Raw genomic sequence first — 14,182 nt, 5'->3', positions numbered from 1 at the left:
CATGGAGAAGTTCATCACGCACACCGGTATCGCCGCTCCGCTGAAGCGATCCGCGGTCGACACCGACCAGATCATCCCCGCGGTGTTCCTCAAACGGGTCACCAAGACCGGTTTCGATGACGCCCTGTTCGCCAACTGGCGCCAGGACCCGGAGTTCATCCTGAATCAGGACGCCTACCGCTCGGCATCCGTGCTCGTCGCCGGTCCCGACTTCGGCACCGGCTCCAGCCGCGAGCACGCGGTGTGGGCGCTTCGCGACTACGGTTTCCAGGTTGTGCTGAGCCCCAAGTTCGCCGACATCTTCCGCGGCAATTCCGGCAAGCAGGGGCTCGTGACGGGCGTCATCACCGAAGACGACCTCGAGCGCATCTGGGCCGTGATCGAGGCGCAGCCGGGGATCGAGATGACCGTCGACCTGGGTGCCAAGACCGCCACGGTCGGCGATCTCCAGGTCTCGTTCGACATCGACGATTACACTAGGTGGCGGCTTCTCGAAGGGCTCGACGACATCGGGCTCACGCTGCGTGACGAAGACAAGATCACGCAGTTCGAGGCGCGCCGCGAGGCATGGCGGCCGCGGACCCTCCCGGTCCGCTGAGTCCCGATCGACCCGATCGGGGTCGACTCGCCGCCCCTCGTCCACGAAGTGAGGTCCACCCCCCTATGAGCACACTCGTCACCGATTCCGGAGATCGCACCCCCGGGCAGCCGGACTGGGAGGCGGCCGAGACCCTGCTGATCCGCGGCGGTCGTCCTCTGCGCGGCACCGTCGAGGTCAAGGGGGCGAAGAACCTCGTCACGAAGGCGATGGTGGCGGCTCTCCTGGGAGACACCACCAGCACACTGCGCGACGTGCCGATGATCAGTGACGTCAAGGTCGTGCGTTCGCTGCTCGAGGTTCACGGCGTCACCGTCACCGAGGGCGACGAGGAGGGCACCCTTCACCTCGACCCCTCCGGCGCGGTGGCCGCGCACTTCGAGGAGATCGACGCGCACGCGGGTGCCTCGCGCATCCCCATCCTGTTCTGCGGCCCGCTGCTGCACCTGCTCGGTGAGGCTCTCATCCCCGATCTCGGTGGATGCCGCATCGGCGACCGCCCGATCAACTTCCACATGGACGCGCTCCGCGCCTTCGGTGCCGTGGTCGACAAGAGCTACGAGGGCATCCGCATCACGGCCCCGAACGGTCTGCACGGGGCGAACATCACGTTGCCCTACCCGAGCGTCGGCGCGACCGAGCAGGTGCTGCTGACGGCCGTCCGCGCGAAGGGCGTCACCGAGCTCCGCAACGCCGCCATCGAGCCCGAGATCATGGATCTCATCGCGGTGCTGCAGAAGATGGGCGCCATCATCTCCTACGAGCCGAACCGCGTCATCTTCATCGAGGGCGTGGAGCGTCTCGACGGCTACGACCACCGGGCGATCTTCGACCGCAACGAGGCCGCGTCGTGGGCCTGCGCCGCCCTCGCCACCGACGGCGAGATCTTCGCCAAGGGCGCCCGCCAGCAGGACATGCTCACGTTCCTCAACGTCTTCCGCAAGGCCGGTGGCTGGTTCGACGTCCGTGAGGACGGCATCCTGTTCCGTCGCGGGCACGAGCTGAAGCCCGTCATGGTCGAGACCGACGTGCACCCCGGCTTCATGACCGATTGGCAGCAGCCGCTCATCGTGGCCCTCACCCAGGCCGACGGCACCTCCGTCGTGCACGAGACCGTGTACGAGAACCGCCTCGGCTTCACCGAGGCGCTGAACAAGATGGGTGCCGACATCGTCGTGCACCCGAAGGGCTTGAGCAGCCCGGATCGCCGCGTTCCGCGTCGCGACCTCGAGCAGGCCGCGGTCATCAACGGCCCCACGCCCCTGCACGCGGCCGACGTCGAGGTCCCCGACCTCCGCGGCGGGTACAGCTATGTGATCGCGGCACTCGCCGCCCAGGGCGAGTCGACGGTGCGCAACATCGGCATCATCCGCCGTGGCTACGAGAAGTTCCTCGAGAAGCTCACCGCCCTCGACGCCGACTTCGACGTCGTCGGGTGACGTCGGTGAGCGCGACCCCCGAGAAGAGTCGCCCGAGCGTCTTCTGGCCGCTCGCGGCGATCGTCGTGCCGGCGGTGGGGCTGTTCGCCCGGATCGAGATCCGCGGCGCCGAGCACCTCCCTCGCGAGGGGGCGTACGTGCTCGCGCCGAATCACAACTCGGAGTTCGACCCGCTGGTCGTGGCGGTCGCCGTGTGGCGGCTCGGTCGCGCCCCGCGCTTCATGGCGAAAGAGAGCCTGTTCCGCGTGCCCGTGCTGGGGGCGGCGTTGAAGGCCACCGGCATGGTGCCCGTGCCGCGCGCGTCGTCCGGCGCCAACCAGTCCATGAAGGCCGCCGAGCAGATCGCCCGAGACCGTCGCGGAGTGATCGTCTACGCCGAGGGTACGCTCACGCGCGATCCCGACCTGTGGCCCATGCGCGGCAAGACCGGTGCCGTCCGCCTCGCCCTGGCCGGCGACCTCCCGCTCATCCCGATGGCGCAGTGGGGTGTTCAGCAGATCCTGCCGCGATACGGCAAGCTGAGGTTCCCGCGGCGCTCGCGCGTCGTCGTGGAGTTCGGGCCCGCGATCGACCTCTCGGCCCACGCCGCAACACCGACTCAGCCTTCGACCTTGATGGCGGCGACCGACACGACGATGAACCGCATCGCGGACATGCTGTCCGGTATCCGGGGTCTTCCCGCGCCGTCCGAACGCTGGGATCCGTCGAAGCACGGACAGAACGAGACGGGGCGCCTTGAGTCGTAAGAACGCCCTGCCCGCCGCAGGGCCGAAGGTCGCCGTCGTCGGAGCCGGAAGCTGGGGGACGACGTTCGGCAAGATCCTCGCCGACGGTGGGGCTTCCGTCGTCATGTGGGCGCGCCGCCCCGAGCTGGCCGCCGAGATCACCGAGTCCAAACGCAACAGCCGATACCTCTCGGGCATCAACCTGCCGCGGACGATGACGGCCACCACCGACCTCGCCGAAGCACTGCGTGGCGCCGAGCAGATCTACCTGTCCGTGCCGAGCCAGTCGTTGCGCGAGAACCTCGCCGCGATCAAGCCACTCGTGGCGCACACCGACGTGCCGATCGTCTCGCTCATGAAGGGCGTCGAGAAGTCGACGGGACTCCGCATGAGCCAGGTCATCGAGCAGGTGCTCGAGTGCGACCCGGCGCGGATCGCGGTGGCATCCGGTCCGAACCTCGCCCTCGAGATCGCGCGCGAACAGCCCACGGCCGCGGTCATCAGCTCGCTGAGCCCCGAGACGGCCGAGGCCGTCGCCCGGCGCGCACGCAACCGGTACTTCCGCTCGTTCGTCAACACCGACGTGATCGGCACCGAATTCGGCGGCGTGCTGAAGAACCTCATCGCCGTCGCGATCGGGATCGTCGACGGCGTCGGCTACGGCGAGAACACCAAGGCCTCGATCATCACGCGCGGGCTCGTCGAGATGACCGACTTCGCCGTGGCCCAGGGGGCGAAGCCCGAGACGCTGCAGGGGCTCGCAGGTCTCGGCGACCTCATCGCGACGTGCCAGTCTCCGCTCAGTCGCAACAACACCGCCGGGCGCCTGCTCGGCCAGGGATACGGCTACAAAGAGGTCGTGGCCCAGATGCAGCAGACCGCCGAGGGCTTGGCATCCGTGGCCCCCGTGCTCCAGCTCGCGAAGCAGGTCGGCGTCGACATGCCCATCGTGCAGCAGGTGAAGATGGTGCTGGACGGCACCATGGACCCGCGCGACATCGCGCCGCACCTGACGACCGACGACGACCAGCCGCAGGGCGAGAGGACGCAGAATGACCAGACCGGTGGTGGTGGTGCTCTTCGGAGGGCGCTCCAGCGAGCATTCGATCAGTTCCGCCACGGCGGGCGGGGTCCTGCGGGCGATCGACCGTGACCGCTTCCGGGTGATCCCGGTCGGCATCACCCGCGACGGCGCGTTCGTGCTTGAGGTCGACGATCCCGACAAGTTCGCCCTGCGCCCGGAGGCCCTGCCCGAGGTCGTCGACAACGGCACGCGCGTGCGGCTGCCCGATTCGACGCTGTCGCGCGAGTGGACCGTGACGGATGCCGAGGGCACACGCTCCCTGGGCGAGGTCGACGTCGTGCTGCCGATCCTGCACGGGCGCTTCGGCGAGGACGGCACCGTGCAGGGGCTGCTCGAGCTGCTCGGCATCCCGTACGCCGGAGCCGGTGTGCTGATGTCGGCGGTCGGTATGAACAAGAACGTCACCAAGCGCGTGCTGCGGTCGGCGAACGTGCCGGTCGTCCCGTGGGTCGCCGTCACGCGTGCCGATCTCGAGCGCGACCGGGGGCTGTGGGAGCGCCGTATGCGCGCGCTCGACCTGCCCGTGTTCGTGAAGCCGAACGAGGCGGGCTCGAGCGTCGGCGTCACGAAGGTCTCGCGCTGGGACGACCTGGATGCCGCGCTGGACACCGCCTTCGCCGAGGACGGCCTCGTGCTGGTCGAGCAGGCCATCGTCGGTCGCGAGCTCGAGTGCGGCGTACTGCCTGGTCGCGACGGGGGACCGGTGCGCGTGAGCGTGGCCGGCGAGATCGTCGTAACGGGGCGGGAGTTCTACGACTTCGAGGCGAAATACCTCGACGCCCCGGGAGTCGACCTCGTCTGCCCCGCCGAGCTCGCGGACGGCGAGCTGGCCGAGATGCAGCGGATCGCCGCGCAGGCGTTCGAGGCGATCGGCGGCCAGGGCCTGGCGCGCGTGGACTTCTTCTACACCGGCACCGAGTTCTTCGTGAACGAGGTCAACACCATGCCCGGCTTCACGCCGATCTCGATGTTCCCCACGTGCTGGATCGCGTCGGGAGTGAGCTACCCCGATCTGATCAGCGACCTGCTCGACGCGGCGCTCGCGAAGGCCTGAGGCGCGTCGGCGCCGATGGCTACGGCGCCGGTGTCGGCGTGGGCGTCGTGTCGGATGCCGCGGTGCAGGTCGACCCGGTCGGCTCGAGGTACTCGCGGATGAGGAGGCCGAGAGCCTGGGCGACGTCCCCACTGCCGGCAGCGTCACGGTCGAGGTAGACCTGCAGGGCGGGGCTGCGCCCGAACGTCGTCAGAGTGAAGCGGTTGTCGGCGGCCTGCGACTCGTCGACGAGCCAGTCCACGCCGTCGAACGAGCGGCACGGCAGGGTCGACGGCGCGGGGGGCTCGAGACCGCAGGTCAGGAGGATGGAGGCGGGGTTGCCCCAGGCGCCCGTCGCCTGCGCATCGGTCCAGCGGCGTTCCTGGCCCGAGATGCTCTGCGGAAGACGCGAGATCACCGCGGCGCAGGCGGGGTCGTTGGCCAGCTTCGCCGGTTCCATCGCCACGGTCGTCGCGCACCCCGCGAGCCCCGGAACCAGAGCGACGACGGCGAGGAGCGCGAGGGCGCGGGAGGAGCGGGGCACTCCTCCAGGCTAATAGCGTGGGAGGGTGACCGACGCCGAGCCCAGCCGTGAGACCACCGTGGGGGAGCTGTCCGAGGGACAGATCCTTCGCGGCATCCTCGACCGCCTCCCGCCCTCCCACGCGCCGGTCGGGCCGGGCGACGACGCGGCGGTGCTGTCGGTTCCCGACGGGCGGGTTGTCGCCACGACCGACACCCTCGTCCACGGCCCTGACTTCCGGTTGGCGTGGTCGTCGCCGTTCGACCTGGGATTCAAGGCGGCGGCGGTCAACCTCGCCGACGTCGCGGCCATGGGAGCCCGCCCGGTCGCGCTTCTCGTGGCCCTGGCCATGCCCGATGCGACGCCGCTGGCGTTCGTCCGCGGATTCGCCGACGGACTGGCCGCCGCCTGCGACGAGCTGGCCCCCGGCTGCGCGGTCGAGGGCGGCGACCTGACCGTCTCCGACACACTGACGATCGCCGTGACGGCCCTCGGCAGCCTCGACGGTCGCGACCCCGTCCGGCGGTCGGGGGCCCGGGTCGGCGACCAGGTCTACATCATCGGGGAGCTGGGGGAGGCGGCCCGCGGGCTCGACATCCTCTTCGAGCGGTTCACGGATGCCGAGGGGGTCCCCGTCGCCGTGACATCCAAGGCTCGCGCCGCACTCGACCCTGCCGAGGCGAAGGCGCTGTCGCGCCAGCTCACCCCGCGCCCACCCCTCGCCCAGGCGCTGCGCGCCGCGGTATCGGGGGCCACGGCCATGATGGACGTCTCGGACGGTCTCGCGCTCGACGCGACCCGGATGGCGGACGCCTCGGGCGTGACGATCGCGATCGATTCGACCGCCCTGGGCGACGACCCGGCGCGGGCGCTCGGCGGAGGGGAGGATCACGGCTTCCTCGTGACCTTCGCCCCGGATGCCGAGCCCCTCGGCCGCCGCATCGGCAGCGTACAGCGGCGTGGAGCGACGTCGATCGAGGTCGACGGCACGCCCTGGACGGGGCGGTCCGGGTGGGACCCGTACCGGGACTGGGACGCCGGGCGGGGCTGACTCCTTCCCCAGAGGTCTGAGCGGCGCGGTCAGCCGCTCAGGGCCGCGGGCCCAGGCCGGTGGTCCCCGCCTCTCGGGGTCCGCGCCGAGGGGTCACGCCGGCGGGCGACCCCACCACATCGTGGTGTCGCCGTACGCGCGATCGCGCTCGGCTTCGAGTCCCGCCGACGCCCAATCGGGCGCCGCGGAACGCTTCGCGCGCTCGACGATCACCGTGGCATCCGGGCTCAGGCGCGGCGCCAGGGCGACGAGCGCCTTCGTGAGGTCGTGGTCCGCGAAGTCGTAGGGCGGGTCGAGGAACACGAGATCCCACTCCCCGGTGGATGCCGCGAGGTACGTGGCCACGTTCGCCCGGTGCACTCGCGCGGGAGCGGCGACACCCGCTGCGCGCACACGGTCGGCGTTCCTGCGGATCATTGTCGTGGCGGGAGCCGACAGCTCGACCAGATCGGCGGAGGCGGCACCGCGGCTCAGGCTCTCCAATCCCAGCGCACCGGAGCCGGCGAACAGGTCGGCGACCCGGGCGTCGTCGAGGACTCCCGCTGATTCGAGCGCGCCGAAGAGGGACTCGCGCACACGGTCGCTGGTGGGGCGCGTGCCCTTCGGCGGGACGTCGAGGACGGTGCCGCCGGCGCGGCCGGAGATGATGCGCGTCACCGTCCCAGCCTACGGTTCCGAGGTGATGGGCGGTCTGGCGCGTCGCCGTCCCGGACGCGCGGCGAGGTCGATGTCGGGCCCCCTGCCTAGACTCGGGGCATGCCCGGACTCTCGCTCGCCTCCCGGCTCGACGGTGCCGTGGGCGGCAAGACCGCGTCGGCGTTCGATCGCGCGTTCGGCATGAAGACGGTGGGCGAGCTCCTCGAGCACTACCCGCGCCGCTATGCCCGCCGCGGCGAACTCACCCCGATCGCGTCGTTGCCGCTGGGCGAACCCGTCACGATCGTGGCCGAGGTCGTCACCGCCACCGAGCGTCGCATGCAGAATCGACGAGGATCGCTCCTCGAGGTCGTCATCAGCGACGGTGACGGGCGCATGTCGCTGACGTTCTTCAACCAGCCGTGGCGGCTGAAAGACCTCACCCCGGGGCGGCGGGGCATCTTCTCGGGCAAGGTCGGCGAGTACCGGAGGCAGACGCAGCTCACCAATCCCGACTACGAGCTGTTCGATGACATCGCCGAAGCCCGCGCCGAGGCGGAGGTCACGGCGAAACGCCCGATCCCGATCTACCCCGCGACCAGTTCGGTACCGAGCACCCTCGTGCAGAAGACAATCGCGGTCGTGCTCGACGCGCTCGGAGAGGTCGACGACCCGCTGCCCGAAGACCTGCGACGTCGTCGAGGCCTCCTCCCCGCCCGTGCGGCGCTCGAGCACATCCATCGACCCGAGGGCGACGACGACATCCCCCCTGCCGTGGCGACCCTGCGCATGCACGAGGCGTTCGTGTTGCAGACGGCGCTGTTGCAGCAGCGGCAGTTCGTGCGCGCCCTGTCCGCGACGAAGCGCGCCGCCGCGCCGGGCGGTCTGCTCGAGCGGTTCGACGCGATCCTGCCGTTCGAGCTCACCCCCGACCAGCAGAGCGTCGGAGCGCAGCTGGCGGCCGATCTCGTCGGCGACTGGCCCATGAACCGTCTCGTGCAGGGAGAGGTGGGCTCGGGCAAGACGCTGGTCGCCCTGCGCGCGATGCTGCAGGTGGCCGAGTCGGGAGGGCAGTCGGCCCTCATCGCCCCCACCGAAGTGCTGGCCGGTCAGCACCTGCGGTCGATCGCGCGGATGCTCGGACCCGACCTCGCCCCCGAACTCATGCCGACACTCCTCACCGGGCAGATGTCGGCGGCCGAGCGGCGTCGTGCGGCCCTCCGCGTGGCGTCGGGCCACGCGCGGATCGTGGTCGGGACGCACGCGCTCCTGAGCGCCACCACGACCTTCGCCGATCTCGGCTTCGTGGTGGTCGACGAACAGCACCGCTTCGGTGTTGACCAACGCGAGGCGCTGCGTTCCAAGGGCGAGTCCCCGCACACGCTCGTGCTGACGGCCACCCCCATCCCTCGCACGGTCGCGATGACGGTGTTCGGCGACCTCGACGTCTCGACGATCCGCACCATGCCGGCCGGTCGCGCCGGCATCCAGACCTTCGTCGCCCCGCTGGCCGAGAAGCCGGGCTGGTTCGCCCGGGTGTGGGACCGTGTGGCCGAGGAGGTGGCGCAGGGACGCCAGGCGTTCGTCGTCTGCGCCGCGATCGACGCCGAACAGCTCGCGGCCGGCGACAAGACCGACGAGCCCGCCGATGCCCCCGCCGCCGCGACGCCCGCGACGGGGGAGGACGATCGCACCCGTTGGGGCGTCGTGCAGGTCGAGGCGCTGCTGACCCGGCTGCCGTCGTTCTCCGGCATCCGTGTGCGGATCCTGCACGGCAAGATGCCGTCGGACGAGAAGGACGCCGTCATGCAGGCCTTCGCGCGCGGCGACATCGACGTCCTCGTGGCGACGACCGTGATCGAGGTCGGCGTCGACGTGCCCAACGCCTCGACGATGGTCATCCTCGAGGCCGACCGGTTCGGTGTCTCCCAGCTGCACCAGCTCCGCGGGCGTGTCGGTCGCGGGGGAGTGCCGGGTCTCTGCCTCCTCGTGACCGAGGCGGCTCCGGGCACGTCGTCGCGGTCGCGCGTCGAGGCCGTGGCCGCCACCCTCGACGGATTCGCCCTCGCCGAGGTCGATCTGGAGCTGCGCGGTGAGGGTGATGTGCTCGGCGGGGCGCAGTCGGGCGCGCGCTCGTCGCTGCGTCTGCTCCGGGTGGTGACCGATGCCGACCTCATCACCGAGGCGCGCGCCGAGGGGGAGCGTCTGCTCGCCGACGACCCGGCGCTGGTTCGGCATCCCGGACTCGCCGCCGCCCTCGAGCGCCGCGTGGGCGTGGAGGAGCGCGCCGCGCTGGCGAAGTCCTGAACGACGGGCTCGCGGCCGGATCGCGTCGCTAGGCTGGCGGCATGGACCCCCGGATCGCCGTCGTCCCCGGCTCGTTCGACCCGCCCACGCTCGGTCATCTCGACGTCATCCGTCGGGCGGCCGGGCTCTTCGACCAGCTGCACGTGCTCGTCGTGCACAACCCGGGCAAAGAGGCCATGCTGCCCATCGCCGAAAGGCTGCGTCTGCTCGAGCGATCCATCGCCGAGGCCGACGTCGAGGGCGATGTGATCGTCGCCGCGTGGAGCATGGGGCTGCTGGTGGACTACGCCACGGACGTGGGCGCGAAGGTTCTCGTCAAGGGCATCCGTTCACAGGTCGACGTGGCCTATGAGACGCCGATGGCGATCGTCAATCGCGACCTCGCGCACGTCGAGACGGTGTTCCTGCTGCCCGACCCCTCGCACGCCCTCGTGTCGAGCTCACTGGTGCGCCAGGTCGCGGGCCTGGGCGGCGACGTGTCGCCCTACGTGCCGCCCGCCGTCGCGCGCTTCCTCGACACCGGCGCGCGCGGCTTCTGACCCCGCGCGGCACCTCGGGTGCAGGCGATCGGATGCCGCCGCCTGGTTCTCGTGCGGGCGGGCGCGCTCCCACGTGCGCCCGGCACCGCACCACGTGCCCGCCGCGCACACGTGCCCGCCGCCCGGCCCTCGTCCAGGGGCGCCCGGGTAGCATGGACGACCGTGAGAACTCGTCGACCCGGCCCCTTCCAGCTCCCCGTGCGCGACATCGAGCGCAAGCCCGGTGAGATGCGCGAGCACAGTCTCGAGATCCCCGCGCCCGAGAAGTGGGGCGAGGGACTCGTCTCCGTTCCGGAGGCCGAGCCCCTCGAGTTGGAGGTGCGTCTGGAGTCGGTGCACGAGGGGATCCTCGTCTCCGGCACCGTCGACACCATCGCCACCGGTGTGTGCGGACGCTGCCTGATCGACATCGAGGAGCCTGTCGAAGTCGAGTTCCAAGAACTTTTCGCGTACCCTGGACATGAAGCGAGTGACTTCGACGTTCAAGACGACCACGTGGATCTTGAAATTCTGGTCCGGGACGCCATTGTCCTGTCGCTTCCGTTCCAGCCGGTGTGTCAGCCGGACTGCCCCGGGCTCGACCCGAACACGGGCGAGAGGCTGACAGAAAGCACCGGCGACACGGAGCAGACGCCCGTCGATTCTCGATGGGCTGCGCTCCAGCAGTACACCCCAGACGACGGCGATGCGCTCCGCGCCGCCCCCAAGACAGAGAAGAGCTAGCCATGGCAGGTAACCCCCCGAAGCGGAAGGTCTCCCGCTCCAACACCCGCTCGCGTCGCGCGCAGTGGAAGGCCGAAGCCACCCCGCTGGTCAAGACCATCGAGAACGGCAAGGTCGTCTACAGCCGCCCCCACCAGGCGAAGGTCGTCACCGACTCGCAGGGTACCGAGCTCTTCCTCGAGTACAAGGGCCGCAAGGTCGCCGACGTCTGATCGGCTATTCGTGACGCCTAACAACGTCGAGCGCGGTGCGCTCACCGAGAAGCTCGGGGTCGACATCGACCCCGAGCTTCTTTCTCTTGCGCTGACGCACCGGTCGTACGCCTACGAGAACGGTGGCATTCCCCACAACGAGCGGCTCGAATTCCTCGGAGACTCGGTACTCGGGCAAGCCGTCACCGTGCGCCTGTTCACGCGGCATCCCGAGCTCGAAGAGGGCGGCCTCGCCAAGCGGCGCGCCAGCGTGGTGTCGACCGTCGCCCTCGCCGAGGTGGCGCGGGCGATCGGTCTGGGCGCGCACGTGCGCCTCGGCCGGGGTGAGATCCTCACCGGGGGCCGGAACAAGGATTCGATCCTCGCCGACACCATGGAAGCGATCATCGGGGCGGCATACCTCTCAGCCGGCCCCGATGCGGCCACGGCCATGGTGCTGCGGCTGGTCGAACCGCTCCTGGACGATCCCGCCCGCTACGGCGCCGCGATGGATCCGAAAACGAGTCTGCAGGAGATCGCCGCCCGGCTGGGGCTCTCCGCCCCCGTGTACGGGGTCGACGCGACCGGGCCCGATCACGATCGGCGCTTCTCCGCCACCGTCACGGTCGGCGACCTCCGCGCCTCGGGTGCCGGATCCAGCAAGAAGCAGGCGGAGATGGCCGCCGCCCTCACCGCGTGGCGCGAGCTCGACGCCCGTGCCTGAGCTCCCCGAGGTCGAGGTCGTGCGCGCGGGCCTCGAGCCCGCCGTCCGCGGCGCGCTCATCGCGTCCGTCGACGTGCGGGACGAACGCGCCCTGACGCGGCACACCGGGGGAGCGGCGCACTTCGAGGCGGAGCTCACGGGGCGGCGCATCGTCGCCGCCGTCCGGCGGGGCAAGTTCCTGTGGATGCCGGTGGCCGGCGACGAAGCCATCGTCACCCATCTGGGAATGAGCGGACAGATGCTCCTGCGGGTCCCGGGTGCGCCCGAGGAGCGACACGAGCGCATCCGGATCGAGCTGGAGCATCCCGAGCACGGCCCGCTGTCGATCGTCTTCGCCGACCAGCGCACCTTCGGCTCGCTCGCCATCGATCACCTCGTTGACACCCCCGACGGCGCCGCGGGCGGGCGCGGCTCCGATCTGGCGCGTGTGCCCACGCAGGTCGCGCACATCGGCCGGGACCCGCTCGATCCCGCGTTCGATGCGGCTCGGTTCCGGGCACGACTCGCCCGCACCTCGTCGGGTATCAAGCGCGTTCTCCTCGATCAGACCGCGGCGAGCGGCATCGGCAACATCTACGCCGACGAGTCGCTGTGGGCGGCGCGCATCCACCCCGAGACCGCGGCATCCGATCTGCCGACCAGGAGCGTGAACCGCCTCCTCGGCGAGGTGCGGTCCGTTCTCGAGAAGGCCCTGGCCGAGGGGGGAACGAGCTTCGACGCCCAGTACGTCAACGTCAACGGCCAGGCCGGGTACTTCGCGCACTCCCTCAATGCCTACGGGCGAACGGGTCAACCGTGCCCTCGGTGCGGGCGGCCGATCGTGCGCGTGTCGTTCATGAACCGCTCCAGCCACTTCTGCCCGCGCTGCCAGCGAATGCGCTGACCGGCGCAGGCCGCCGGCGTCCGCCCCGACGAGCGGGCGGATGCCGGCGACGCACGTGATCAGGCCAGCACCTTCTTCCACACGCCCTCGTACGACGTCGGTGCGAAACCGATCCGCTCGTTGATGGAGAGCATGGGACGGTTCTCTTCGGCGTTGTAGGTGATCACGCGGGGGGAATCCGGGGCGACGTCGTGCCACGCGAGCAGTCCGGCGCACTTCACGAGCATGCCGAGGCGGTGTCCGCGGTGCGCGGCGACGACGAGGGTGTCCTCCTGGCTGGTCGCCGCCGTACGGTCCTTGCCGATGACGAGTTCGTTGAACGCCGCGAGTTCGCCGGTGTCGACGTGCTGCGCGGCCGTCACGAGCATGTGCCGGCCGGCGTACCCCGTCTCGTAACGGCGGACGCGGTCGGCATCCCACACCTCGTCGTCGAACTCGAGGTCGGCGGAGGGAGCGTCGGTGACCATGCGCGCCTTCATCCCGGCGAACGCGTCGACGAACTCGTCGGGTGTCGGCAGCGTCCATTGCACCACGCGATATCCCGCGGCGGCGGCCTCCGCCTCGGCCAGGAGGGCCTGAAGCCGCGGTCGGGTCCCGGCGAGCTCGAGCGCGCTCACGCGCACGATCTGCTCGAGGGAGCACCCGGATGCCAGGAAGAAGCGCGCGGCGTGATCGCGCGGGATGGAGCCGAACCCCGTCGGCGCCTCCAAACGGGGTCCGTCGCCCGCGGGGTGCTCGGCCCACGACTGCAGAATCGTTCGGCCCTCTTCTCGCGCGACGCGCTCGATCTCGGCGAACGCGGCAGGGCCGATACCGCGGCCCCAGGCGGAGCGGCGCAGCTCGACGAGCCAGTTGCCGGTCCGGGCACCGGCCTCCTGGGGGAGGTCGAGACCCGCGCGACCGACGATCTCGCCGTCGAGCACGGCGATCCACGCGAAGCGCTTCGTCTCGGGCTGCGGTTGATAGAGGGGGAGCAGTTCATCCGCGGGCATGGAGCCGTCGTCGTGGCCCGAGATCTCGGCGTAGACGAGGTTGCGGAGGCGAACCATCTCGCGGAAGTCCGCCGCGTCGGGGGCATCGATGGATGCCGGGATGTTCAGGGGGCGCAGCTCGAGGCCGGCCGGAAGCGTGGTCATGATGAGCTTTCGTGTCGAGGAGGAGGGGTGGGTGGGGTCGACGCGGGAGGTCGACCCCGCCGATCAGAAGGGCAGCCGTGTGAGGGCGGCGGTGCGCTGCCAGGCGCGTTCGCGTTCCAGACGCTCGGCCCGGGCGCGGCGTGCGCGATGAGCGACGGCGGCCCGGTGATCGAGCGCCTGTGCGCGGTCGGCGTGGCGGGTGAGAAGCCACAGACCGAGGCGCAGTGACATCCGGTCGAGAAGACCCAGCGGGCGGTCGATGGCGGTGTCGATCGTGATCGTGGACGGGGTGGAAGAGAGCGCGGCCGAGGAGTGCTGCGGCGCGCGCGCGAACAGGGCGTTCATGCGGGGTCTCCGTAGAGGGATGGTGACACACGCGGCGAGCGCGTGGCGGGATCGCGAGGATCCGGGCGAGCGGCGGATGCCGGCTCGCGGGAGGCGGAGACGCGAGGCGTCTCAACGCGACGGGTCAGCCCTGATGGGAGGGCGTGCCGACGGCGGTGGTCACTCCGGTGACGGGTGCGGACAGCACGGGGACGGCGGTGAAGCCGGTGGCGGTGAAGCCGGTCGTGGTGCGAATCATGGTGTGA

General features: G+C 70.7%; 16 protein-coding genes. 12 read left to right on the top strand and 4 right to left on the bottom strand.

Annotated elements, in window-relative coordinates; genetic code table 11:
* The first annotated feature begins 1 nt into the window (after position 1).
* The 5 genes from leuD (at position 2) to MT347_RS03465 (ending at position 4,900) form a co-directional block, all read left to right on the top strand.
* The gene (gene leuD / locus MT347_RS03485) at positions 2-598 is read left to right on the top strand and encodes a 3-isopropylmalate dehydratase small subunit (protein ID WP_243498115.1); all 597 of its coding nucleotides are present in this window, start codon (positions 2-4) and stop codon (positions 596-598) included.
* A 65-nt stretch (positions 599-663) separates the two neighbouring features.
* Complete coding sequence (murA, locus tag MT347_RS03480; RefSeq protein WP_243498113.1) at positions 664-2,037, top strand: UDP-N-acetylglucosamine 1-carboxyvinyltransferase; 1,374 nt, start codon at positions 664-666, stop codon at positions 2,035-2,037.
* Positions 2,034-2,783 (top strand): lysophospholipid acyltransferase family protein, encoded by a 750-nt coding sequence (locus MT347_RS03475; protein WP_374206489.1) that lies wholly within the window; start codon positions 2,034-2,036, stop codon positions 2,781-2,783. Before murA ends, MT347_RS03475 begins: the two co-directional genes overlap by 4 nt.
* Positions 2,773-3,915, top strand: a complete 1,143-nt coding sequence (locus MT347_RS03470; protein WP_243498109.1) for an NAD(P)H-dependent glycerol-3-phosphate dehydrogenase — start codon at positions 2,773-2,775, stop codon at positions 3,913-3,915. The genes MT347_RS03475 and MT347_RS03470 overlap by 11 nt, the downstream gene beginning before the upstream one ends.
* Positions 3,815-4,900, top strand: coding sequence for a D-alanine--D-alanine ligase family protein (locus MT347_RS03465; protein ID WP_243498107.1), 1,086 nt, complete (start codon positions 3,815-3,817; stop codon positions 4,898-4,900). The genes MT347_RS03470 and MT347_RS03465 overlap by 101 nt, the downstream gene beginning before the upstream one ends.
* A 19-nt stretch (positions 4,901-4,919) precedes the next feature.
* On the opposite strand, the gene MT347_RS03460 is transcribed toward MT347_RS03465, so the two are convergent.
* Positions 4,920-5,423, bottom strand: a complete 504-nt coding sequence (locus tag MT347_RS03460) for a DUF3515 family protein (RefSeq protein ID WP_243498105.1) — start codon at positions 5,421-5,423, stop codon at positions 4,920-4,922.
* A 25-nt stretch (positions 5,424-5,448) separates the two neighbouring features.
* Between MT347_RS03460 and thiL the strand changes: the two genes are divergently transcribed.
* On the top strand, positions 5,449-6,453 hold the full coding sequence (gene thiL, locus MT347_RS03455; RefSeq protein WP_243498103.1) for a thiamine-phosphate kinase: 1,005 nt from the start codon (positions 5,449-5,451) through the stop codon (positions 6,451-6,453).
* A 93-nt stretch (positions 6,454-6,546) separates the two neighbouring features.
* Here the strand turns inward: thiL and rsmD are convergent, their stop codons facing one another.
* The gene (gene rsmD, locus MT347_RS03450) at positions 6,547-7,110 is read right to left on the bottom strand and encodes a 16S rRNA (guanine(966)-N(2))-methyltransferase RsmD (RefSeq protein WP_243498101.1); all 564 of its coding nucleotides are present in this window, start codon (positions 7,108-7,110) and stop codon (positions 6,547-6,549) included.
* Positions 7,111-7,209: 99 nt separating this feature from the next.
* On the opposite strand from rsmD, the gene MT347_RS03445 reads away from it, so the two are divergent.
* The 6 genes from MT347_RS03445 (at position 7,210) to mutM (ending at position 12,456) form a co-directional block, all read left to right on the top strand.
* Positions 7,210-9,396, top strand: coding sequence for an ATP-dependent DNA helicase RecG (locus MT347_RS03445; RefSeq protein ID WP_243498099.1), 2,187 nt, complete (start codon positions 7,210-7,212; stop codon positions 9,394-9,396).
* Between the two features lie 41 nt (positions 9,397-9,437).
* Entirely contained in the window at positions 9,438-9,935 is a 498-nt protein-coding gene (coaD, locus tag MT347_RS03440; protein WP_243498097.1) for a pantetheine-phosphate adenylyltransferase, read from the top strand.
* A gap of 228 nt (positions 9,936-10,163) precedes the next feature.
* Positions 10,164-10,658, top strand: coding sequence for a DUF177 domain-containing protein (locus MT347_RS03435; protein WP_243499018.1), 495 nt, complete (start codon positions 10,164-10,166; stop codon positions 10,656-10,658).
* A 2-nt stretch (positions 10,659-10,660) separates the two neighbouring features.
* Entirely contained in the window at positions 10,661-10,870 is a 210-nt protein-coding gene (gene rpmF / locus MT347_RS03430) for a 50S ribosomal protein L32 (RefSeq protein WP_208503539.1), read from the top strand.
* A gap of 10 nt (positions 10,871-10,880) precedes the next feature.
* Complete coding sequence (gene rnc / locus MT347_RS03425) at positions 10,881-11,573, top strand: ribonuclease III (RefSeq protein WP_243498095.1); 693 nt, start codon at positions 10,881-10,883, stop codon at positions 11,571-11,573.
* Positions 11,566-12,456 (top strand): bifunctional DNA-formamidopyrimidine glycosylase/DNA-(apurinic or apyrimidinic site) lyase, encoded by an 891-nt coding sequence (gene mutM, locus MT347_RS03420; RefSeq protein ID WP_243498093.1) that lies wholly within the window; start codon positions 11,566-11,568, stop codon positions 12,454-12,456. The genes rnc and mutM overlap by 8 nt, the downstream gene beginning before the upstream one ends.
* A gap of 59 nt (positions 12,457-12,515) precedes the next feature.
* Here the strand turns inward: mutM and MT347_RS03415 are convergent, their stop codons facing one another.
* Entirely contained in the window at positions 12,516-13,592 is a 1,077-nt protein-coding gene (locus MT347_RS03415) for a GNAT family N-acetyltransferase (protein WP_243498091.1), read from the bottom strand.
* 63 nt (positions 13,593-13,655) lie between these two features.
* Positions 13,656-13,937 (bottom strand): hypothetical protein, encoded by a 282-nt coding sequence (locus MT347_RS03410; protein ID WP_243498089.1) that lies wholly within the window; start codon positions 13,935-13,937, stop codon positions 13,656-13,658.
* Between the last annotated feature and the right edge of the window lie 245 nt (positions 13,938-14,182).

Source organism: Microbacterium sp. VKM Ac-2923 (assembly GCF_022815605.1).
Lineage (GTDB): Bacteria > Actinomycetota > Actinomycetes > Actinomycetales > Microbacteriaceae > Microbacterium.
This window is presented reverse-complemented; position numbering and strand designations above follow the sequence as displayed.